The sequence below is a fragment of the Methylocystis bryophila genome, from assembly GCF_027925445.1.
GTDB lineage: Bacteria > Pseudomonadota > Alphaproteobacteria > Rhizobiales > Beijerinckiaceae > Methylocystis > Methylocystis bryophila.
In genome coordinates this window covers 475789-497723 of record NZ_AP027149.1, presented here as the reverse complement: position 1 = coordinate 497723, position 21935 = coordinate 475789, and the positions used below count along the sequence as shown (strand labels likewise).

Annotated in this window: 13 protein-coding genes and 1 tRNA gene; 7 read left to right on the top strand and 7 right to left on the bottom strand. The window is 61.0% G+C overall.

Annotation, left to right across the window (positions count from 1 at the left end; translation table 11 throughout):
* The first annotated feature begins 248 nt into the window (after nt 1–248).
* The 6 genes from secA (at nt 249) to QMG80_RS02255 (ending at nt 9584) form a co-directional block, all read left to right on the top strand.
* A complete protein-coding gene (gene secA / locus QMG80_RS02280; protein WP_085771346.1) occupies nt 249–3071 on the top strand; it encodes a preprotein translocase subunit SecA in 2823 nt (940 codons plus the stop codon).
* Between the two features lie 103 nt (nt 3072–3174).
* Nucleotides 3175–4401 (top strand): 6-phosphofructokinase, encoded by a 1227-nt coding sequence (locus tag QMG80_RS02275; RefSeq protein WP_085771345.1) that lies wholly within the window; start codon nt 3175–3177, stop codon nt 4399–4401.
* A 435-nt stretch (nt 4402–4836) separates the two neighbouring features.
* On the top strand, nt 4837–6102 hold the full coding sequence (clpX, locus tag QMG80_RS02270; protein WP_085771343.1) for an ATP-dependent Clp protease ATP-binding subunit ClpX: 1266 nt from the start codon (nt 4837–4839) through the stop codon (nt 6100–6102).
* Nucleotides 6103–6350: 248 nt separating this feature from the next.
* On the top strand, nt 6351–8774 hold the full coding sequence (lon, locus tag QMG80_RS02265) for an endopeptidase La (protein WP_085771342.1): 2424 nt from the start codon (nt 6351–6353) through the stop codon (nt 8772–8774).
* A 244-nt stretch (nt 8775–9018) separates the two neighbouring features.
* Nucleotides 9019–9393: an HU family DNA-binding protein gene (locus QMG80_RS02260; protein ID WP_490722679.1), complete on the top strand. Its 375-nt coding sequence runs from the start codon at nt 9019–9021 to the stop codon at nt 9391–9393.
* A 115-nt stretch (nt 9394–9508) separates the two neighbouring features.
* A tRNA-Val gene (locus QMG80_RS02255) sits at nt 9509–9584 on the top strand.
* Between the two features lie 238 nt (nt 9585–9822).
* Here QMG80_RS02255 and QMG80_RS02250 read toward each other — a convergent pair.
* The 7 genes from QMG80_RS02250 to QMG80_RS02220 all read right to left on the bottom strand — a co-directional run bounded on the left by QMG80_RS02250 (nt 9823) and on the right by QMG80_RS02220 (nt 19490).
* Nucleotides 9823–12174, bottom strand: a complete 2352-nt coding sequence (locus QMG80_RS02250; protein WP_085771340.1) for a GumC family protein — start codon at nt 12172–12174, stop codon at nt 9823–9825.
* Between the two features lie 371 nt (nt 12175–12545).
* Nucleotides 12546–13439: a branched-chain amino acid aminotransferase gene (locus QMG80_RS02245; RefSeq protein ID WP_085771339.1), complete on the bottom strand. Its 894-nt coding sequence runs from the start codon at nt 13437–13439 to the stop codon at nt 12546–12548.
* 15 nt (nt 13440–13454) lie between these two features.
* The gene (locus QMG80_RS02240) at nt 13455–14441 is read right to left on the bottom strand and encodes a homoserine O-acetyltransferase/O-succinyltransferase family protein (RefSeq protein ID WP_085771338.1); all 987 of its coding nucleotides are present in this window, start codon (nt 14439–14441) and stop codon (nt 13455–13457) included.
* Nucleotides 14438–15754: an O-acetylhomoserine aminocarboxypropyltransferase/cysteine synthase family protein gene (locus QMG80_RS02235; RefSeq protein ID WP_085771337.1), complete on the bottom strand. Its 1317-nt coding sequence runs from the start codon at nt 15752–15754 to the stop codon at nt 14438–14440. The genes QMG80_RS02240 and QMG80_RS02235 overlap by 4 nt, the downstream gene beginning before the upstream one ends.
* A gap of 254 nt (nt 15755–16008) precedes the next feature.
* Complete coding sequence (locus QMG80_RS02230) at nt 16009–16734, bottom strand: SDR family NAD(P)-dependent oxidoreductase (protein ID WP_085771336.1); 726 nt, start codon at nt 16732–16734, stop codon at nt 16009–16011.
* The gene (locus QMG80_RS02225; RefSeq protein WP_102938189.1) at nt 16727–18076 is read right to left on the bottom strand and encodes an AMP-binding protein; all 1350 of its coding nucleotides are present in this window, start codon (nt 18074–18076) and stop codon (nt 16727–16729) included. The genes QMG80_RS02230 and QMG80_RS02225 overlap by 8 nt, the downstream gene beginning before the upstream one ends.
* Before the next feature lie 367 nt (nt 18077–18443).
* The gene (locus QMG80_RS02220) at nt 18444–19490 is read right to left on the bottom strand and encodes a polysaccharide biosynthesis/export family protein (RefSeq protein ID WP_245300170.1); all 1047 of its coding nucleotides are present in this window, start codon (nt 19488–19490) and stop codon (nt 18444–18446) included.
* 936 nt (nt 19491–20426) lie between these two features.
* On the opposite strand from QMG80_RS02220, the gene QMG80_RS02215 reads away from it, so the two are divergent.
* Nucleotides 20427–21644: an O-antigen ligase family protein gene (locus QMG80_RS02215; protein WP_158658692.1), complete on the top strand. Its 1218-nt coding sequence runs from the start codon at nt 20427–20429 to the stop codon at nt 21642–21644.
* The last annotated feature ends 291 nt before the right edge of the window (nt 21645–21935 follow it).

Sequence of the window (21935 nt, the reverse complement as noted above, 5' to 3'; positions counted from 1 at the left end):
CGCCCCTCGCCATTGATGAGGCAAGACGCAAAGAAAAACGATCGGCGAAGGCGCCATGGCCTTTGCGCCTCGAGCTGGAAAATTCCCGTAAAGCACGAGAATTAGGCCCTCTCCGGCGTTCCTGCCCGTTACATTGACATCCCCTGCCCCCCCTCTTATCTCTCCGGCCGAAAATAGGCGCTTAGAAAGCGTCGGCTCTTGCGCGACCCTCGAAGCCGGGGACGACGGCTTTTATCAAGGACACATCTATGATCGGCGGGCTCGCGAAGAAGATTTTCGGCACGGCCAACGAACGGCGGCTCAAGACCTATCAGCCCCGCGTCAAGGCGATCAACGCGCTGGAGCCGGAGATCGAGAAGCTCTCCGACGAGGAGCTGCGCGCCCGCACCCAGGAATTCCGCGACCAGCTCGCCGCCGGCAAGACGCTCGACGAGCTGCTCGTGCCGGCCTTCGCCACCGTGCGCGAGGCGGCCAAGCGCACGCTCGGTCAGCGACACTTCGATGTGCAGCTCATCGGCGGCATGGTGCTGCACGAGGGCGCGATCGCCGAGATGCGCACCGGCGAAGGCAAGACGCTCGTCGCGACCCTCGCCGTCTATCTCAACGCGCTGACGGGCGACGGCGTGCATGTCGTCACGGTCAACGACTATCTCGCCAAGCGCGACGCCGATTGGATGGGGAAGGTATACAGATTCCTCGGGATGAGCGTCGGCGTGATCGTCCACGACCTCTCCGACGAGGAGCGCGCCAACGCCTACGCCTGCGACATCACCTACGGCACGAACAACGAATACGGCTTCGATTATCTGCGCGACAATATGAAATATGAGCTCGCGCACATGGTCCAGCGCGGTCACAACTTCGCGATCGTCGACGAGGTCGACTCCATTCTGATCGACGAGGCGCGCACGCCGCTTATCATCTCGGGTCCGGTCGACGACAAGTCCGATCTTTACAACACGATCGACACGTTCATTCCAACGCTCCGTCCCGAGGACTTCGAGCTCGACGAGAAGCAGCGCACGGTCAATCTGACCGACGCCGGCAACGAGCATATGGAGCAGGTCCTCACCGAGGCCGGCGTGCTCGTCGAGGGCGCGCTCTATGAGGCGCAAAACGTCACGATCATCCATCATATCAATCAGGCGTTGCGCGCCCACAAGCTCTTCCAGAAGGACAAGGACTACATCGTCCGCAAGGGCGAGGTCGTCATCATCGACGAGTTCACCGGCCGCATGATGCCCGGACGCCGTTATTCGGAAGGCCTGCACCAGGCGCTCGAGGCCAAGGAGCATGTGCAGGTCCAGCCTGAGAATGTGACGCTCGCGACGATCACCTTCCAAAACTATTTCCGCCTCTACGGGAAGCTTGCCGGCATGACCGGCACGGCGTCGACCGAGTCGCTGGAGTTCGCGGAAATCTACAAGCTCGACGTCGTCGAGATCCCGACGAACCGCATCTTGCAGCGCAAGGACGAGGACGACGAAGTCTATCGCACCGCCGAGGAGAAGCTTGCGGCGATCACCTCGGAGATCGAGGAGGCGAGCGCGCGGCTGCAGCCGCTGCTCGTCGGCACGACCTCGATCGAAAAGTCCGAGCAGCTTGCGCAATATCTGGCGAAGCGCGGCTACAAGCAGATCGACTTCGAGGACAAGAAGGGGATCCCCAAGCTCTATGAGGCCGCGCGCTCCGGCAAGCCGTCGAAGCTCTTCGCGGTGCTGAACGCCCGCTTTCATGAGCTCGAGGCCTATATCGTCGCCGAAGCCGGCGTCCCAGGCGCGATCACCGTCGCAACCAACATGGCCGGCCGCGGCACCGACATTCAGCTCGGCGGCAACGTCGAGATGCGCGTCGAGCAGGAATGCGCCGCCCTGGAGGGCGAAGAGCGCGCCGCCAAGGAGGCCGAGATCCGCGCCGAGGTTGCGCGCTTCAAGGAGCAGGCGATCGCCGCCGGCGGCCTCTACATCATGGGCACCGAGCGTCACGAAAGCCGGCGCATCGACAATCAGCTGCGCGGCCGCTCCGGCCGCCAGGGCGATCCCGGCCGCTCGAAATTCTATCTGTCGCTGCAAGACGATCTGATGCGCATCTTCGGCTCCGAGCGGCTCGACGCCATGCTCGTCAAGCTCGGGCTGCAGGAGGGCGAAGCGATCGTCCATCCCTGGATCAACAAGGCGCTGGAGAAGGCGCAGCAGAAGGTCGAGGCGCGCAACTTCGACATGCGCAAGAATGTGCTGAAGTTCGACAATGTGATGAACGATCAGCGCAAAGTGATCTTCGAGCGCCGCCGCGAGATCATGAATGAGGAGAGCGTTGAGGAGACGGTCGCCGAAATGCGCGAGGACGTGATTCACGCCTTGGTCGCGCGCCATATTCCCCACGACGCCTACGCCGACGCCTGGGACGTCGAAGGCCTCGACCGCGAGGTGAAGGCCAAGCTCAATCTCGACGTGCCGGTCGCCGCCTGGGCGGCGGAGGAGGGCATCGCCGACGAGGAGATCGTGGAACGGCTCCACGCCGGCGCGGAGGAAGCCTATGCGGCGCGCGTCGAGAGGAACACGCCGAAGCTGCAGCGCATGCTGGAGAAGCAATTCGTGCTGCAATCGCTCGATCTTTTGTGGCGGGATCACTTGGTGGCGCTCGATCATCTGCGCCAGGTCATCGGCTGGCGCGGCATGGCGCAGCGCGATCCCTTGAACGAATACAAGGCCGAGGCTCTCGATCTCTTCAAGTCGCTGATGGCGCATTGGGACGAGCGCGTGACCGAGCAGCTCATGCGCATCGACGTGACCTTCGAGGCGCCGCCCTCGGCGCCGATGGAGCTGCCGCCGATGCAGATGACGCATCCGGCGCCCTTGGGGCTTGCCGAGCCCGTTGGGGAGCAGACGGCGCTCGCAGAGCTCAACGCGCGAATCGATGCGACAGACTTCGCGTCGCTTGCGGCGGCGCGTCCGGCCGGTCCCGAGCGCGATCCGCAAAACCCCGCGACCTGGGGCAAGGTCGGGCGCAACGAGCCCTGCCCCTGTGGCTCGGGCAAGAAGTATAAGCACTGTCACGGGGTGCTGGTTTAGGAGCGGTAATGGCACGTCGGCAGTAGGCAGTCGGGACAGGGTTCGACTGCCGATTGCCTACTGCCCGCTGCCCGATCCCACTTCGATCCTCTCGGAGGTCAGATTGTCCGCCATCGACTTTTCAAAGGTGCTCGTCGCTCAGGGCGGCGGACCGACCGCCGTGATCAATCAATCGCTCGTCGGCGCCGTGCTCGAGTCGCGCAAGTTTCAAGAGGTCTCGCGCATCTACGGCGCGTTCCATGGCGTGCGCGGGATCGTCAACGAGGAATTCGCCGATCTCACCCAGGAGACGACGCATAATCTCGAGCTCGTCGCCGGCACGCCGTCATCGGCGCTGGGCTCCACGCGCGACAAGCCCGACCTGAAATACTGCCAAGAGATCTTCAAGGTCCTCAAGGCGCATGGCATCGGCTGCTTTTTTTATATCGGCGGCAATGACAGCTCCGACACGGTGCGCATCGTCTCGCAGCAGGCCAAGGCGGCCGGCTATCCGCTGCGCGCGATCCATATTCCGAAGACGATCGACAACGACCTCATGGTCAACGACCATACGCCGGGCTTCCCTTCGGCGGCGCGATTCGTCGCGCAGGCCTTCGCCGGCGCCAATCTCGACAATTGGGCGCTGCCGGGCGTCTATATCGGGGTCGTCATGGGCCGGCACGCCGGCTTTCTGACCGCCGCTTCGGCGCTTGGAAAGAAATTCCCGGACGATGGCCCGCATCTGATCTACATGCCGGAGCGACCTTTCATCGTCGACAAATTCCTGGCGGGCGTCAAAGCGACGATGGAGCGTCTCGGGCGCTGCGTTGTCGCCGTCTCGGAAGGCGTGTGCGACGAGAATCACACGCCGATTGCCGAAAAGCTGGCGAAGCGCGTCGAGCGCGACGACCACGGCAACGTGCATCTGGGCGGCGGCGCGCTGGCCGACGAGCTCACGGACCTCGTGCGTGAGAAGCTCGGCTTCAAGCGCGTGCGGGCCGACACTTTCGGCTATTTGCAGCGAAGCTTCGTCGGCTGCGTCTCGGACGTCGACCAGCGCGAGGCGCGCGAGGTCGGTGAAAAGGCGGCGCAATACGCGATCTGGGGCGACCGCGACGGCTCCGTCACGATCCACCGCACCGGGTTCTATTCCGCCGACTATCGGTTGACTCCGCTGGAGGAGATCGCCGCAAAAACGCGCGTGATGCCGGACGAGTTCATCGCGCCTTGCGGCTCGGATGTGACCGACGCCTACCGATTCTATCTGCGGCCGCTGCTCGGCAGCGGCATGCCGGACGCCTTCCGGCTGCGGCTCGCGCCCGTTCAGAAGCTGGTAAAAAGCTCAGCTTGAGCCGGCTGCCTTTCTTTTTCTCTTTTTGCGCGGCTGAGTTGCAATCCCTGCCAGGGCATTTAAAGTGAAGGATCGTCGTTCCCGGACGAGGGCGCTGGGGTCTGGCCAAGGTCTGGCAGCCCCCTTGCACACTTTGTTAGCGGGGAACAGATAACCATAATCGGCCGCTCGGATTCGATCGGAGGAACGGATGGGAGGGATGTTCGGACGACTGCCGAAGCCGCCTTCCTGCTCTTTCTGCGGTCAGGGCGAGCGCGAGACGCCTTCGGTTCGCCGCGGGCCCCCGAGCGCTCGTCTGCGACGCTTGCGCGGGGATCCCGCGCGCCGAGCGGGCGAAGGGCGCGGGGCGATCCGGGCCTCTGGCGTTGCGGGCGAAGGGCGCGTGGCTCGGATGATGCATTCGGAGACCGCGATCGGTCACCAGGAGATAGGAAGATGAGCAAAGTCGGCTCCACCGACTCTAAGAACACGCTCTACTGCTCGTTTTGCGGCAAGAGCCAGCACGAAGTGCGCAAGCTCATCGCAGGGCCGACCGTGTTCATTTGCGACGAATGTGTCGAGCTCTGCATGGACATCATTCGTGAAGAGAACAAGACAGCGCTGGTCAAGCAGCGTGACGGCATTCCCACCCCGCGTGAAATTTGCAAGGTGCTGGACGACTATGTCATCGGCCAGGCGCAGGCCAAGCGCGTGTTGTCGGTTGCGGTGCATAATCATTACAAGCGTCTCAACCACGCGACCAAGCACAGCGACGTCGAGCTCGCCAAATCCAACATCCTGCTGATTGGACCCACCGGCGTCGGCAAGACGATGCTGGCGCAGACGCTGGCGCGCATTCTCGACGTGCCGTTCACAATGGCCGACGCGACGACTCTCACCGAGGCGGGCTATGTGGGCGAGGATGTGGAGAACATCATCCTCAAGCTCCTGCAGGCCTCCGACTACAATGTCGAGCGCGCCCAGCGCGGGATCGTCTACGTCGACGAGATCGACAAGATCTCGCGAAAGTCCGACAATCCGTCGATCACCCGCGACGTGTCGGGCGAAGGCGTCCAGCAGGCGCTGCTCAAGATCATGGAGGGCACTGTCGCCTCGGTGCCTCCGCAGGGCGGGCGAAAGCACCCGCAGCAGGAGTTTCTGCAGGTCGACACGACGAACATCCTGTTCATATGCGGCGGCGCCTTTGCGGGACTCGAGAAGATCATCTCGTCGCGCGGACGCAACACGTCGATCGGATTCGGCGCCAGCGTTCAGGCGCCGGATGAACGGCGCACCGGCGACATCTTCCGCCAGGTTCAGCCCGAGGACCTGTTGAAGTTCGGCCTCATCCCGGAATTCGTCGGCCGTCTGCCGGTGATCGCGACGCTCGAAGATCTCGACGAGGCGGCGCTGAAGCGCATCCTGACCGAGCCGAAGAACGCGCTGGTCAAGCAGTATCAGCGCCTTTTCGAGATGGAGAACACCGAGCTCACCTTCCAGGACGAGGCGCTGACAACTGTCGCCCGCAAGGCGATAGAGCGACGCACCGGCGCCCGCGGGCTGCGCTCGATCATGGAAGGCATTCTGCTCGATACGATGTTCGACTTGCCGGGCCTTGAAGGGGTCGAGCAGGTCGTCATCGGTCCCGAGGTGGTCGAAGGCAAGGCGCGTCCGCTTTACATCTATGCGGAGCGCAGCGAAAAAGCGGGCGCGTCCGCCTGATATTCGGGCGCCGCTTCCCTGTTAGCGAAATACCGCCGTTCGTTTTGCGTGGCGCGTTGATTTGGCGCGGTCGGACAGCTGCGTCTTGAAACGGCGTCCACGGGGCCCAATCTTCGTACAAGAGTTCCTGCTGCGCTTTCCTTCGGCGCTAGCCGAATGCAGAGAGCATCCTTTGCTCCGGCGCCAGGATTGCATTCTTTTGCCACAGACGGTGTGAAGCATCGAATGGAAAGGTTAGGGATCAAGAGATGACGAACGAGAAGCGCGGGGCGGTCGCGCCCGGGACGATCGAAGGCTTTCCGGTTCTGCCATTGCGCGACATCGTCGTGTTTCCCAACATGATCGTGCCGCTCTTTGTGGCGCGCGAAAAATCTATCCGCGCGCTTGAGGAAGTCGCGAAAGGCGAGCGACCCATCCTCCTCGCGACCCAAAAGAACGCGGGGGACGACGATCCGTCGACAGACGCAATCTATTCAATCGGCACATTGGCGAATGTGCTGCAGTTGCTGAAACTTCCCGACGGCACGGTGAAGGTTCTGGTTGAAGGCCAGAGCCGCGCCAAGGTGCGCCGCTACACGAGAACGGATGAGTTCTACGAGGCGGACGCCGAGGTTTTGGCCGACGAGCTCGAGTCTCCCGTCGAAATCGAAGCGCTCGGCCGTTCTGTCGTCTCGGAATTCGAGAGCTATGTGAAGCTCAACAAGCGCGTCTCCTCGGAAATCCTGAGCACTGTCACGCAGATCGAGGATTATTCGAAGCTCGCGGACACGGTGGCCTCGCAGGTTTCGGTGAAGATCGCCGATAAGCAGGACGTGCTCGAGACGGTCAACGTCGCGCGCCGCCTCGAGAAGTGCCTCGCCCTCATGGAGAGTGAAATCTCCGTGCTGCAGGTCGAGAAGCGGATTCGCACCCGCGTCAAGCGCCAGATGGAGAAGACGCAGCGCGAATATTATCTCAACGAGCAGATGAAGGCGATCCAGAAGGAGCTGGGCGACGAGGACGGCAAGGACGATCTCGGCGAGCTCGAAGAGCGGATCAAGAACACCAAGCTCTCGAAGGAGGCGCGCGACAAGGCGACGGCGGAATTGAAGAAGCTGCGCCAGATGTCGCCGATGTCGGCCGAAGCGACGGTCGTGCGCAACTATCTCGACTGGCTGCTGTCGATCCCGTGGGGCAAGCGCTCCAAGGTCAAAAAGGACCTCGCGGCTGCGGAGGAAGTGCTCGACGCCGATCACTTCGGATTGGCGAAGGTCAAAGAGCGCATCGTCGAATATCTCGCCGTGCAGACCCGGGCCAACAAGCTGGCTGGCCCGATCCTCTGCCTCGTCGGTCCTCCCGGCGTCGGCAAGACCTCGCTCGGCAAGTCGATCGCGCGTGCGACCGGGCGCGAGTTCGTGCGCATGTCACTTGGCGGCGTGCGCGACGAAGCGGAGATTCGCGGCCATCGTCGAACCTATATCGGCTCGATGCCCGGCAAGATCATCCAGTCGATGCGTAAGGCCAAGACCGCCAATCCGCTCTTCCTGCTCGACGAGATCGACAAGATGGGGATGGATTTCCGCGGCGATCCGTCCTCGGCGCTGCTGGAGGTCCTGGATCCCGAGCAGAACGCCGCGTTCAACGATCATTATCTCGAGGTCGATTACGACCTCTCGGGCGTGATGTTCGTCACGACGGCCAATACGCTGAACATCCCTGCGCCGCTGATGGACCGCATGGAGATCATCCGCATCGCGGGCTACACCGAGGACGAAAAGGCAGAGATCGCGCGTCGGCATCTCATCCCCAATGCGATCAAGAAGCACGGGCTCCAACCCAAAGAATGGAGCATCGAAGATGCTGCGCTGAAGACGCTCATTCGGCGTTACACGCGCGAAGCGGGCGTGCGTAATCTGGAGCGCGAAATCTCCAACCTCGCCCGCAAGGCGGTGAAGGAGATCCTGCTCAATCCGGAGCGCAAGGAAGTCGTCGTCACCGACGCCAACATCTCCGATTTTCTCGGCGTGCCGAAATATCGTTACGGCGAGGCGGAGCTCGAGGATCAGGTCGGCGCCGTCACGGGCCTCGCCTGGACGGAGGTCGGCGGCGAGCTGCTCACGATCGAAGGTGTCATGATGCCTGGCAAAGGGCGCATGACGGTGACGGGCAATCTGCGTGATGTCATGAAGGAGTCAATCTCCGCAGCGGCCTCTTATGTTCGCTCGCGCGCGGTCGACTTCGGCATCGAGCCGCCGTTGTTCGACAGACGCGACATCCATGTGCACGTGCCGGAAGGCGCGACGCCCAAGGACGGACCTTCCGCGGGCGTCGCCATGGCCACCGCGATCATTTCGGTCATGACCGGAATCCCGGTCCGCCGCGAGATCGCGATGACCGGCGAGATCACGTTGCGTGGACGGGTGCTGCCGATCGGCGGCTTGAAGGAGAAGCTGCTCGCAGCGCTGCGCGGCGGGCTGACGAAGGTGCTCATCCCCGAGGAGAACGCCAAGGATCTCGCCGAGATTCCCGACGCGGTCAAAAACAGCCTCGAGATCGTGCCGGTCTCTCGGATGGAGGAGGTCCTCAAGCACGCGCTCGTCTCGCAACCCACGCCAATCGTGTGGCACGAACCGCCGGCGACGCTCTCGACTCATGGCGGGGACGAAGAAACGACGGGCGTTCGCGCCCATTGAGTTGAGCGCGCGCCCCTGCGCGCGACTCCGCTTCTGAAGCTTTTGCGCCTCGCCCTTCCTGGGGCGAGGCGCTTTTGTTCTGGGGGCCTGCGCAGGCGGCTTCCGATTCATCCATGTGGTTCCGAGCCACGGATTTTCTGGTTATTTCACGCCGTGGCGCAATAATCCCCCGGGATTTGGGGCTTTTTAGAGCCAAAAATCGCCGCAGCCCTTGCATTCTCTCAGATTCGAGGTCACCGTCGCGGTGTCGCCGTCGCCGGCCGATTCGATTTCTCTGCCGGAAGCGAAGCAGGAGGCCTCAGCGGCTTCGTACGGCGCGGAGCAGAAGGAACAGCCCATGGTCAATAAGTTGGAACTCGTCGAGCACGTGGCCGAAGCGACGGACATGTCGAAGGCCGCTGCGGCGGCGGCGCTGGACGCGGTGATCGAAGGCATCACCAAGGCGCTCAAGAAGGGCGAGGACGTGCGCCTTGTCGGTTTCGGGACCTTTTCGGTCAAAAAGCGCGCTGCCGGCAAGGGCCGCAATCCGGCGACGGGGGAGGAGATCAAGATCCCGGCCTCCAAGAGCGCCCGGTTCAAATCCGGCGCGACACTGAAAGCGGCGCTAAACAAAAAGTAAAGCCGACGCTCGGGCAGCTGACAAGGAGCCGAGGGCTCCGCTCTCGGCGCCTCGCCGTGCGCTACTCCGGCTCTTGCGTCCACCCCGCGCCATCGCTTAAGTCCTTTGGCGCGTGGGGCGGTTAGCTCAGCTGGTAGAGCATCTCGTTTACACCGAGAGGGTCGGCGGTTCGAGCCCGTCACCGCCCACCAAAAAATCGGCAAACTGTTCACACCCTCGGCGCCCTCATCCAGAAAGAGGCGGGCGTGGGAAGGCAAGATAGGGAACGGGCCGTGTGGCTGCTCCGGCGGCTTGCCTTCGAGCGCCTGCTGGTGCGTGCGCGTCGGCGACACAGAGACGAGGCGGCTTAGCAGCCCCTCATGGGTCACAGAGCGCCGGGGGCGTGGCGCGGCCCCGGGGATCATTCAGGCCTGGGCGGCGCCCCGCCGCTCAAGAATTCTTTCGATGCGCGTTCAGCCAGCTCCACGAGGCCGGCGGCCAAAAGCGTCGGAAGCGATGAAGGCTTTCGTCCTCAGGTCTTTTATCCAACTTAAGAACGTAATTGGGGTCGTAACTGGGAAGGCGACTCATATCCACCTTATTGAGCAAAGCCCCAAGCAGACAATCATCAACCCCCTTTGCCCTGTCGAGCGCGTGCTCAACAGTGGAGGGGTCGGTTCGACCCCATTCGACGACGAGGAGATAGGAGTCGACAAACCGGATCGTCGATTGAACGTCTGGAACAGGGCCAATCGAGGGGAGATCAACGATCACCCAATTGTAAAGCTGGCGCAGGTTCTCGAAAAGTTTTGGCGCTGCATCAGACGCGAGAATTTCATTCGGATGCACGAGGCCCGCCCGAGCGCCCGCAGGAAGGAACACCAATTCTGAGAGATCGTCTTTCCAGAGCGCCTCGCCAAGCGAAGCGACGCCGCCGACCACCTCGGACACGCCGAGGTCGGCCCCTGGCGCAAGCAGCTTGCTAAGCTCAGGTTTTCTGAAGTCGCAGTCGACCAGAGCTGTGCGAGAGCCCGTTCGAGCGATGAGCCTCGCCAGATTGACCGCAATCGTCGATTTGCCTTCACCCGGCAGCGCGGAAGTTACGCCGATGACCTTGCTGGATCCGGCTGAACCGTAGAGATCCGCGGCCAGCTTGATCGAGTGGAACTCATCGGCAAACCGAGAGAAAGGCGCATCGATGATTGCTGTTGCAGGGCTTCGCCGCCTCGAGACGACGTTTCTCGGGCCTTTGGAGCCGCCCGCGTTCCTACCCGGCGACGCGTCGCCGCCCGCCCTGCGCGCTGCGCCTCCGCCTTCAGCTCTGTCCCCGGCGCGGCTCGCCGCATCGGTCTCCAATGCCGGGACCAAAGCAATGCATTTCGTTCTCAACGATTTCTCGACCTGTTGGCCGGTGCGGAAAACACGGTCCGTCATGTCTCGCAGAACCGCGATCGCAAGGCCCAAGGCCAATCCCCCGAAACTCGCAAGAGCTATCGGCAAAATCTTCTTATTGCTTGGTTTCTGGGGCTGTGTGGCCGGCGAGATCAGTCGGACGTCGCCGATCTTCATGGATTGCTGCTGCACTTGCTCAAGATATCGTGCGAGAAAATTATCATACAACGCGCGGTTGGTGCGGGCGGCGCCTTCCAGTTCCCGCAATTTGACCTGCGACTGGCTCGTCTTTTGCGTATTCAACACGGCGGCTGAATATTCTTTCTCGAGTTGATCCTCCTTGTGCTTGGCGATCTCAAGATCGCTCTTGTAAACCTCAGCGAGTCGCTGGAGCTCATCGAGGATCGAGTTCCGAATTCCCCGCATCTGAGTACGCAATTTAATTACAGCCAAATGATCTTTGCCGTATCGAGCTGAATAGTCAGCCTCACGGTTGGCTAGAACAAAATATTGTGAGCGCAAATTGTTTACGACCTCATTTTTCAGAGCGTCGGCTACGGTCGCATTGAGAGTGGAGTCGCTCCGGTTGCGAGCGAGCGTCGCATCAATGCGGGAGAGCTTGGCGCGCGCATCGGCTGTCTCGGCGCGGGCGTTGACGAGCTTGGTGTTGATCTCGCCCAATTGTTGCTCGGCCGTCAACTTACCGCCGGTATCGACAATGTTATTGTCTCTCTTGAATTTGACGACTGCCTGTTCTGCGCGTGACGCCTCCTCGCCCAATTCTTTAACCCGGGTCTCCAGCCAAGCGCTGGCTTGACCCGCCCCTTGCGCCCGGGATTCGAACTGCTCGCGAATGAACGAATTGGCGACCGCGTTCACGACCTGAGCGGCAAAAGCCGGCTCTCGACTTTTGTAGCTGATTTCAATGATGCGCGTCCTCGGGAGCCGGGTCGCCGTCAGTGAATCGAGAAGCACCTGAACCGCGTGCTCTTCGCGCGCGGATTCGGGAATCGGCCCGCGGGATCCAAATAGTTTCGCGCGAAGCCCGATCGTCTCTTCGAATCCAGGGTGCTCGGTCAGTCGAAGCTCTTTCACGACCGGCAACAAGACATTATCAGACTTGAGGACCTCGACTTCAGTCTCGAGTTCCAAAGGATCGATTGTGGCCTCGCCAAAAGACTGGGTGAGTTGCAGCCGCTTCGAATCCGTGACCAATAATCCTTTTGCCGTGTAAGTCGGCGGCGTGATCAAAACATAGACGACGCCCAGAGAGCTGAGAAGGAATGTCGTGGAGATGACGACCCATAGTTGACGCCGCAGCAATCTAAGGGCGGACCCCAGCGACTCCATCGCGTTCGTTTCCGGGACCTTCGGCTGACGTGTCGCGGCGCGCTCCAAATTCTTCAACATATCGGGTCGAGACCTCTGGCAGGCGAACCGTTGACTCTAAGCGTCAGGAAGAGCCAACCCATTGCGAGGCGGTGTTTTGTTTTCCCGCTTGGAAAGCATTACTATAATCACCGCTTTTTGTCAGGGCAATTCATTGCTGACTGATAAGTGATTGAAAAATAAAAAAACCTCTCCATTCCGCCGCCGGCGGGCGGAAAGCAAGTGGACGAGGCTCCGCCGTCACCTCTTGCCGCGCCATGGCCAGTCGCTCTTGAGGGAGCGAAACGTGACGAGGTCATCGCGCGCGGTTGCTCCTGCGCGCGACGCATTGTTGGAAGCGCGGGCGGTGGCCCATGTTTGCGAAAATGTTGAAGCGGCCAAATCCCGATATTTCATCGGGGCGCCGATTCCGGGTCATGCGCAAAGCGCCAGTAAAGCGCTCGCGCTGTCTGATAAAGCGGTCCAGCCTGCAAGGCGCGCTCGTCTATGCGAGTCATCGGCGCGACTTTCTGAAAATTGCCGGTCGAGAATATCTCGTCCGCGGTCGCAAAGTCGCGGTAGCTCAGTAACGTCTCCACGACCGTAACGCCAGCGGCGCGCAACAAGCCGATGACGCGTTGGCGCGTCACGCCGTCCAGAAACGTCCCGTTTGGCGCCGGCGTGAACACGACGCCGTCCTTGGCCATGAACGCGTTGGAATTGGCGAATTCCGCGACATTGCCGAGGGCGTCGAGCATGAGGCAGTTGTCGAAGCCGCGGCCGGCCGCCTCGATCAGCGCGCGTGCGCCATTGGCGTAATGGCAGCTCGCTTTGGCGTTGACCGGCGCCATTTCAAGCGTGGGCCTGCGAAAAGGCGACAGAGTTACAGCGCCGCCGCGCGGCGCGGGCATCGGCGCCTCATAGATCGACAGGCACCAATTGGTCGAGGCGGGATCGAATCGCACGCCGCCTCCATAGCCTTGCTCCGCCCAATACATGGGGCGAATGTAAAGCTGCGCGTCGGGCGCGAATCGGGAAAGACCTTCCGCAACGAGTTCTCTCCAACGCTCCAGCGTCACCACCGGGTCGAGCGACATATTGGCCGCTGACCAATTTACGCGCGCCAAATGCTTGTCCAGATCTGGTGTGACTCCCTCAAAAGCGCGCGCGCCGTCGAACACGACGGAGCCGAGCCAAGCCCCATGACTGCGCACCCCGAGGATCGGTTGGTTGCCTTCGCGCCAAGCCCCCTCGAAGAAGCTCCAGGTTCGCGTTGGCGCTGAAGGAGTCGTGTTGACGGCGTTCATCGCAATCCTTGCCCTTTACGTCTTACATCGAGAGAAAGCAGCTTTTCGGGCCATGGTCCCGATAGGCTCTTCGTTTCGTTCGGCCACGATCAGGCGCAGCCAATTGCCATAAAGACGCTCTGCGTCGTTGAACCAGTTGGCCGTCGGCGGATTCTGTTCGAGGATCCTGTCGAACCTCTCGAGAAAGCTGAAAGGATCGAGCACTTCCGGGCTAGATCTTAACAAAGCGATTTCCTCTTGGGCGGCCCCCGAAAAGTAATTATCCGGCAACTTAGGGAAAGCCGCGCTCGTTCCTTTGAGAAAACGCAAAGCATCGCGTCTGAACTCGCTTGCCAACGTGTTTGCGGTGTATTCAGGGTGTCCTTGGGTGAAGAGAAAAAGGCTCGGTTCCCGACGCCAAAAACTGTCGACTCCTACGCTTGGCGACCATGAGGAAATAACATAACCATTGGCCGCCAAATCCTCCCGAGAAAGACTATTGTATCGTGAGTGAGGGACGAGAATTTCCTCAGGAGCGCCCTGCGTCGCCCAATCGTCCGGCGTCGCGCTGCAGGCGAAAACGCCGCTGATTTTTTGATCTTGCCTTCGCCGCGAAACACCGTCGAGGAGCTCCACGGCTCCATGCGCCGCAAGGCAGGACCAGAGGCTCCCCAGCGTATGCGTGCGGGCCCAAAGAACGAGCCGCGAGAAATCCGCCCAAAACGGCTCGTCCGCCAATCTTTCAGCGCGCGGTTCGGCTCCCGTCACGATGAGCGCATCGGCGCCGCGCGCATAGAGCGCCTCGATCTCTTCATGCGTGCTCGAGGCCGAACCCCGCGCGACGTCGCTCTGCGGTAAGGCGTAGCAGGTCAATTGATACGTAATGCCTTGCCCCGCCGCGCGGCGAAGCAAGGTCTCGAACTGGCCCACAGTCGCCTCGGCCGCATTCTCGGGCATGTTGTTCACCAGCGCGATTTCGACTGTCGCGCCGCCAACGGCTTCTACGACGGCCGGGGAGCTCATTTCGCAGCCGCGCTTTCTGGGCCGCCTTCCTGTCCCGCCGGCGCGCTCACGGAGAGAGCCTGATCCAAATCCTCGATGATGTCCTCGTAATGCTCGAGTCCGACGCTAAGCCGTATCAGATCGGGAGAAACCCCCGCCCTCTTCAGCCCTTCGAGCGACATTTGGCGATGCGTGGTCGAAGCCGGATGCGTCGCGAGCGATTTGGCGTCGCCGATATTGACGAGGCGCTTGAGGAGCTTCAACGAATCATAAAAGGTCTTCGTGCGCTCAAACCCTCCTTCTACGCCAAATGTGAGGACTGAGGGCGCGCGGCCTCCAAGATATTTCTTCACGCGATCATAATAGGCGTTGTCGGGAAAACCAGCATAATTGACCCATGCGATGCGTCGATCTTGATGGAGGAACTCGGCGACCTTGCGCGCGTTTTCGACGTGGCGTTCGACTCGAAGAGCCAAAGTTTCAAGACCCTGCAGCAGCAAAAATGCGGAGAACGGCGCCATCACGGCCCCGGTTGTGCGCAGATAGACGCTGCGAGCCCGCTCCAGGTAGGCGGAATCGCCAAAACGTTCGACGTAGACGAGGCCGTGGTAGGACTCGTCCGGTTCGTTGAACATGGGGAAGCGCGTGGGGTGCTTCGCCCAGGGGAAGCGCCCGCTGTCGACGATCGCGCCGCCCAAAGTGGTTCCGTGGCCGCCGATGAATTTCGTCAACGAGTGGACAACGATATCCGCGCCGTGCTCGATGGGCCGCAACAATATTGGGGTGGGAACCGTATTGTCGACGATCAGCGGAATCCCGCGCGCATGGGCGCTCTCAGCGAAAGCGGCGATGTCGCAAATATTGCCCGCGGGATTGCCGACGCTCTCACAAAATACGGCGCGCGTGTTTTCGTCGATCGCTTCGGCTATGTCCTGCGGCGCGTCGGTCGGCGCGAAGCGGGCCGTGACGCCTTGCCGCGGCAGCACGTGCTGGAGCAGGGTATGCGTCGTGCCGTAGAGTGTCGGCGTGGAAACGATGTTGCCTCCGGCATCGGCGAGGTTGGCGAAGGCGTAATGCAGCGCCGCCTGGCCCGATGCGACGCATAAGGCGCCAACGCCGCCTTCAAGGGCCGCAATCCGCCGTTCCAATACGGATGTCGTTGGATTTGCGATGCGGCTGTACCGATAGCCTTCAGCTTCCAAGTTGAAGAGCGCGGCGCCGTGATCCGCGCTATCGAATTCATAGGCCACCGTCTGATAAATCGGCACTGCGATGGCTTTTGTCGCGGGATCCCCGTCGAATCCTCCGTGTATGGCGATGGTTTCGGCGCGCATGGATTTCTCCTTACAAGAATTTTGTCCGGAAGCCGGTCGCCGCGCTTGGAGTCGTAGAACCCTATAAGCCTGAGTTCCTTCCTGCCGCTCGAGCCGGGCTCCAAAAGCGCGAACGGCGCCGACCTCCACTATAAGGATAGTGTGTCTCTAAGGATACTGCGACCAGTCCAGACGACGCGGCGCAGCCTGGCGCCGTCGTGACCTTTGAAACGGCGGCCATCCGCGCGCGCAACCAAATATGCAAGAAGCTCAAGTTACGCGGTCGCGCCTGCGTCCACGGTTATCGTTGTCCCGGTGATATTACTGGCCTTGTCCGAAAACAAGAAGCCGACCGCGTTCGCCACGTCATCGACCTCCGCAAGGCGATTGAGCGCGGCGCGGCGAGCAATTTTCGCTTTTTCGTCCGCGTTGAGCATGGACGTCATTTCCGTGGCGATGAAGCCCGGAGCGACGGCGTTGACGGTTATTCCGGTCCTCCCCACTTCGCGAGCCAGTGATTTTGTAAAACCGACCATCGCAGCCTTTGTGGCGCCATAGACCGAGAGACCGCTGTAGCCGGTCGAAGCGATGATCGAGGCGATATTGACGATACGTCCGCCGACCCCCGCCGCCATAATATTGCGCGCCACATATTTCGTGAGCAGGATCGGCGCCAGCATGTTTACGCGCGTCAGCTCCTCGATCTGCGCGTTGTGCATGACCCCGAGAGCGCCTTCCGTGCCTAGGGCCGCATTGTTCACCAGCCCGTAAGGGGGGCCGAACTCCTTCTTCAAACGAATGACCAGCGCTGGAACTTCGTGCACGTCGTTAAAATCGAAGGGCACGAAAGCGAGCGATCCCTCAAGGCGTTGGATCTCCGCACGCAGCTCCTCGCTCTCGCGTCGCGCAATGGCGATGACACGATAGCCATCTTGCGCGAGCCGCCTGCCGATAGCCAGCCCGATGCCTCTGCTCCCTCCCGAAACGATCACGTTACGCACTGCGACGCTCCAACTTTCCGCTCGGAACTACATTGAGAGATGCGACGAATTTTAAGACCGCGGGAACCTTGTGGCGGTCGAGTCGATCTCGGCAAATCGAGAGGATCTCGTCTCGCAGGTCATGATTTTCGTTCTCTCGCGCGTCGCCCTTCAAGACCACCTCGGCGACGATGATATCGCCGATGATCGGATTTTTGCGCGCCTTGACGAGCGACATATGCACTTGCGGGTGCATGTTGATCACGCTCTCGACTTCTTCAGGATGCACTTTCAATCCGCCGATGTTGACCACTCCCGTGCGACGCCCCAAGAAGTGGAAGCGGTCCGCGCGCAGTTCGACGGCGTCGTCCGTATCGATAAATCCTTCCTCGTCGCGCAAGCAGCGATCATCCGCACCAATATAGTCGATGGCGCTGCGTGATGAACGAACGCGGATGACGCCGTCGACGACCCGCAGTTCCACGCCGTCCCGCTCGCCGAGGAATTCGCGGGGAAAGCCCTCCATGACGTCGTGCACTTCAAACACGACGCCCGCTTCGGTCGAGGCGTAGGCGTGCACGATTTGCGCGTGGGGATAGGCGGCCTGAAGCCGTTGCAAAACGGCCCGGTCGGCGATTTCGCCCGACAGGCGCACATATTTTGGCTGCAGTGAAGCGACGAAGGGGCTCATCAGCAGCCGCCGCCAATGGGAGGGAGTACCGGCAATATGCGTCACCCCCGCGGCCAGACAACGCCCGACATGCGCTTCCAGGGTGTCGCCCGAATCGGAGAGAACCAATGTCGCGCCACTGGTCGCCGCGCGCAAAAACATCTGAAGGCCGCCGTAGCGCCGAATATCATAAAAGGTTGTCCATACGGGCTGCTCGCCGGTGGACGGCCCTTTGCGAATGGCGCCGAGCAGACGCGCGAGACTATGGGCGACGAGCTTGGGGGCGCCTGTCGTGCCCGAGGTCGGCATCACCCATTCTGTCGTTCCGCGCCGCTGTGGCCGGCTCTCGGACAGGCTGGGAACGCCGAGACGGTAGACCGGCGTGCCAGCCGGGACGTCGCTGGTCTCCTCATCGCAGAGAATGGCGTCGACCTCCGCCGAAGAGATGACCGAGGCCAATTGATCGGCGCTAAAGTCCGGCGGGCAGATCACAATGCGGGACGCAAAGCCGTCGAGCTCAATGAGCGCCAGCCCCGCATTGAGTTGATCCTTTGCGGCGATCAGGACGCATCGGTCCTCGAGGTCCGTCACCCGCCCCGAGAATAGCGTCATCTGGGCCGCTTCAGCGAAGCTCACGGCGGCCTTCGGTCCCCGCAGGGACGCCTGTGTCCCGAAAGCCGCGCGAGAAACCATGTCTCGCAGCGCCGGTGGATTTGAGTCGTGATGGTCTTCCATACAGTCTCACACAATCGCCAACGCTATCCGGAATATAGACTCTCTTGCGACGCAGCGAAGGGTCGATGTCTGGCCTCGTCCTCAAAGAGTTTCACGATAATGGCGAAACGCAAGGACTCGAGCTTTGAAGCCATGAACGACAACCCAGCGCCAAAATTTGCGCATTTTGCTCGACTTGCTTCCCGTTTGGTAACTTAAACGAAGTATGAGATCAAGAGCAACACGATCGTTCGTCGTCGCGCCGCCGCGCTGTGGCAATGCGCCCTTTGCTCCAATACCACCATGTTTTCTGCGTTCGGGCGATTCGGACCGAACTCAGCGTGATCTAAGGCGACGCGGATGCGCCGCCCGCCACGGCTGCGACGGTGCTCGTCGTCGTGTTGAGGAGATTCTTAATGATGAGCGCATTTTGCGCGGCGACGATCGGGTCATTCACTGTCCCCACAACCAATCTAAAATAGGTCATGGCCTTGGCGGTCTCGACCGACAACGAGTTGGAAACGTAAATGACGTCCTTGTTTCGCATCGCAAATTCCTTTGCGAAGAAAAAGCCCGCGGGATCACGGAAGTTAACAAGATAAACAACGGGGATGATCGGGCCATCAAACGCCGCACAGTCGACGCCGAGCATTTCCGCCACCCGGCGCGTCTCGCCCCTGTATAGGAACACGGCGCCAGGATCGGCCAGATCGTTCTTGAGCCCTCCCGATTTCGCAACCGCTTCGGCAAGCGTTATGTGCCAGGCGTCGAAGGGCTTCTGGGCGCCGCTGTCTTGGCCGCCGAAGCCGAGCGCGCCGAACGCGAGGAAGGTCTGCGGCTCGCGGTAAATGTATATGGTGTCGTTGGGATGGACATAGATGTTGTTGGCCGGTTCATAAACGACCGCGCCAAAGGGAACCGTGGCGCGCCGTCCCGCCCGCTCGAGCGTCACCCATTCGTCGAACCCCTGACTCTTGGGTCCTCCTGCGCGCGTGATCGCATCGAGAAGATGCTCTCCGGCGGCGTTTGCTGGGAAACGAGCAGGACTGTTCACGTCGCCGAGCACGCTGATCATCGAGGTCCGCTGTTCCACCAGCGTGACGATAACCTGCGGCTCGATCGCGCGATTCTTCAGGGCCTCGACAATGGACCGCTGCACCTCCGGCGGCGTTCGTCCCTTCGTCTGGATCGGCGGCGCATAGGGAATGGTTATATAGCCGTTGGCGTCGACGCTTTGATTGGGGAAAGTGACGAAGTTTCCGGGGCGGACGCCCGCTTCGGACGGAATGAAGAGTCCCCCTGAACCGGCTTCGAAGAGCGTCACGCCCACAACGTCGCCGATGCCGAAACGAATCTCCTTAGGCGGACGCTCATCCCCAAACGTCGCCGACAATTTGACCGTTTCCTTCGCCAGGATCTCAATAACTCCCGGCGTCACCTTGACTAACCCATAGGGCAGGCTTCCCGGATCCCTCTGCCCGCCGCGTATTTCGAGGTTTGCGGGACCGGAGGTGGGAAATATTTCGCAACCGCTCAGGCCAATTGAAACGCAAATCGCCAGGCAACAAAGAAGATGCGCAGGCTTCATAGGCGCAAACCAACTCAAGGCGATACCAATTCAGGGACCCCGAGCGAACGGGAAGACGGCACCGTGCGAGTCATATCAGGCGATCTCCATCGATCGGGGCAAAGAGCGCGCCCTGACTACGACGCCTTCATGCGTCGGAAAAATATCCTTATTCCGCCGCGCTGGCAACCAAAATCTATTGGAGTTTTCTGATTCGAAAGGGTTTCTTGTTTCACGGAGCACCGCATCTTGGAATGTTTCCGAGTAAAGGGCCAGTGGCTGTTTCGACATTCGAGGTCTGAGCCCGCGCTGGTCGTCTCCTCACCGGACCGACCGCCCATTGGCCCGCCTTTCGCGAAGGACTGCGTCAAGCTCGCGCTTGCGCAGGTCGAGGCGAAGGAGAACGAGACCATTCCGGCGATTTTTAGACCAAGAGTCTTTACGGTTCGTTCCCCGGAGCCGTCAGGACAATGCGGGAGCTGGACAATTCCCAATCAGCCGCTACGGGCGCATGAAGGCGTCGCCCGAGCGCCGGTCCTTGGATTTGACGCCGACGCCGCCACAACCTAACTTTTGGGCTGACTGAGCGAGCGGAAACAAGGACGCCGCAAATCTGCGCCGCGCCGCGATCCCGGATACGACTTCATGGTTGAAGCCCCGAGTTCCGAGTTTCGATCTCCGGTAGAGGAGCCGCTCGATTCCGCCCCTCACGGGGCGACCTCGGTTCGGCTGCCATTCGTCCTCATTCTCATCGCGGTGACGATGTTCATCCCCGAGGAGGCGTCATTTTTCTTCGGCGAACGCCGCATGACCGTCGTCCGGCTCCTTTTCTTGCTCATTGCGCCGGCGCTCCCGTTCCGTTTCATTCAACTGTTGATCCAAGGAAAATACCGGTTCATCTGGTCCGATGCGCTGGTGCCGCTCACGGGCCTTTGGATGCTCATCGCGCCGAGCGTGATCGACGGGTTCGATCATTCGGTGGTCTCGAGCGGTGTCGCGGCCCTGGAGTTTTGCGTTCCCTACCTGGCGGCGAGGCTGTTTCTCTCGGAAAGGGGGCAGGCCGTCGCTCTTGTCCGGATTCTTTGCATCGCCATCGCCACAGTGGGCATTCTTGGAATTCTGGATACGGTCTCGAGACGCGCTTTCTTGAAGGAAACCATCGGAAAGATTACGGGATATGTCGGTATTGCCGAAGGTGACGATTACGATAACATGCGCGGTTTCCTATTTCGCGCGCTAAGCACTTTGGAGCACCCGATCTTATTGGGGACGGCGTGTTTCTACGGCCTGCTCATGGCGACCACGATGCGCGGGATGACCCGCCTTTACGCTATCGGCGGCTCCGCGCTCGGAATGGTGCTCGCCGCATCGTCGGCCCCAATTCTCGGAGCCTCAATCGGTTTCGGCGTCGTAATTTATGAAAAAATCACCCGAAACGTTCCTTTCCGCTGGACTGCAGCGACTATTGCCGCCCTGATCGCCTTGACATTGATTGTGACCATCCCAAGCGACCCGATGGGGTTTCTTATTGGCCATTTGACGTTCGACGCTCAGACCGGTTGGTATCGCCTTCTCCAATGGGACTGCGCCGGCGCCCTCGTTAAGGCGTCTCCGATTTTCGGAATAGGCGATTCCGACGAGTGGGCGGCCACCTGTGGGCTCGCAAAAACAATCGACTCTGTGTGGCTACGGACGTCGATGCTCTATGGCATTCCGGGCTCGGTGCTCATTTTTCTTTGTTATGTCGGCGCATCTTCGGTGCCGGTCGGCATAGAAGATACGGATCTGAATCTGACAAGGCAGGAAAGGCGGCTAAGCTTTACGTTGAGCGTCCTTTTAGGAGTTGCTATTTTTATCGGCTTCACCGTTTTCTATTGGGGAACCGTCTATGTTTTGACGATGTTCCTGGCGGGGATCAGAGCCCACTTGGGCGCGCTTGCGGCCGAGCCACGGGACCCTTGGATCGAAGACGATGAGTGAAGAAAGTGGGGGCGAGCTCCTTTGGCGTCGTCGGTTTCTCAGTCGGGCTCATTCTCCGCCGGAACTGGGACCGTGGAGGTGACGCCGTCGCTCGTCGCCCTCGCCGATCGCGGTCAATTTTGCGAATTTCCTGGTCGGGGAGCGGCCAGCTCCCTTCGGCCCCGAAGCGTGCTGCGTTTCGCAGGCGGCGGAGCCGCTCGGCCTTGTTAAAGTCGGGAATTTGAGGCTTGTCTGCGGAGCGCGGGCTCTGCGGCGGCTCTGCTGAACGAGCACTAAAACTCCTGAGCGGCG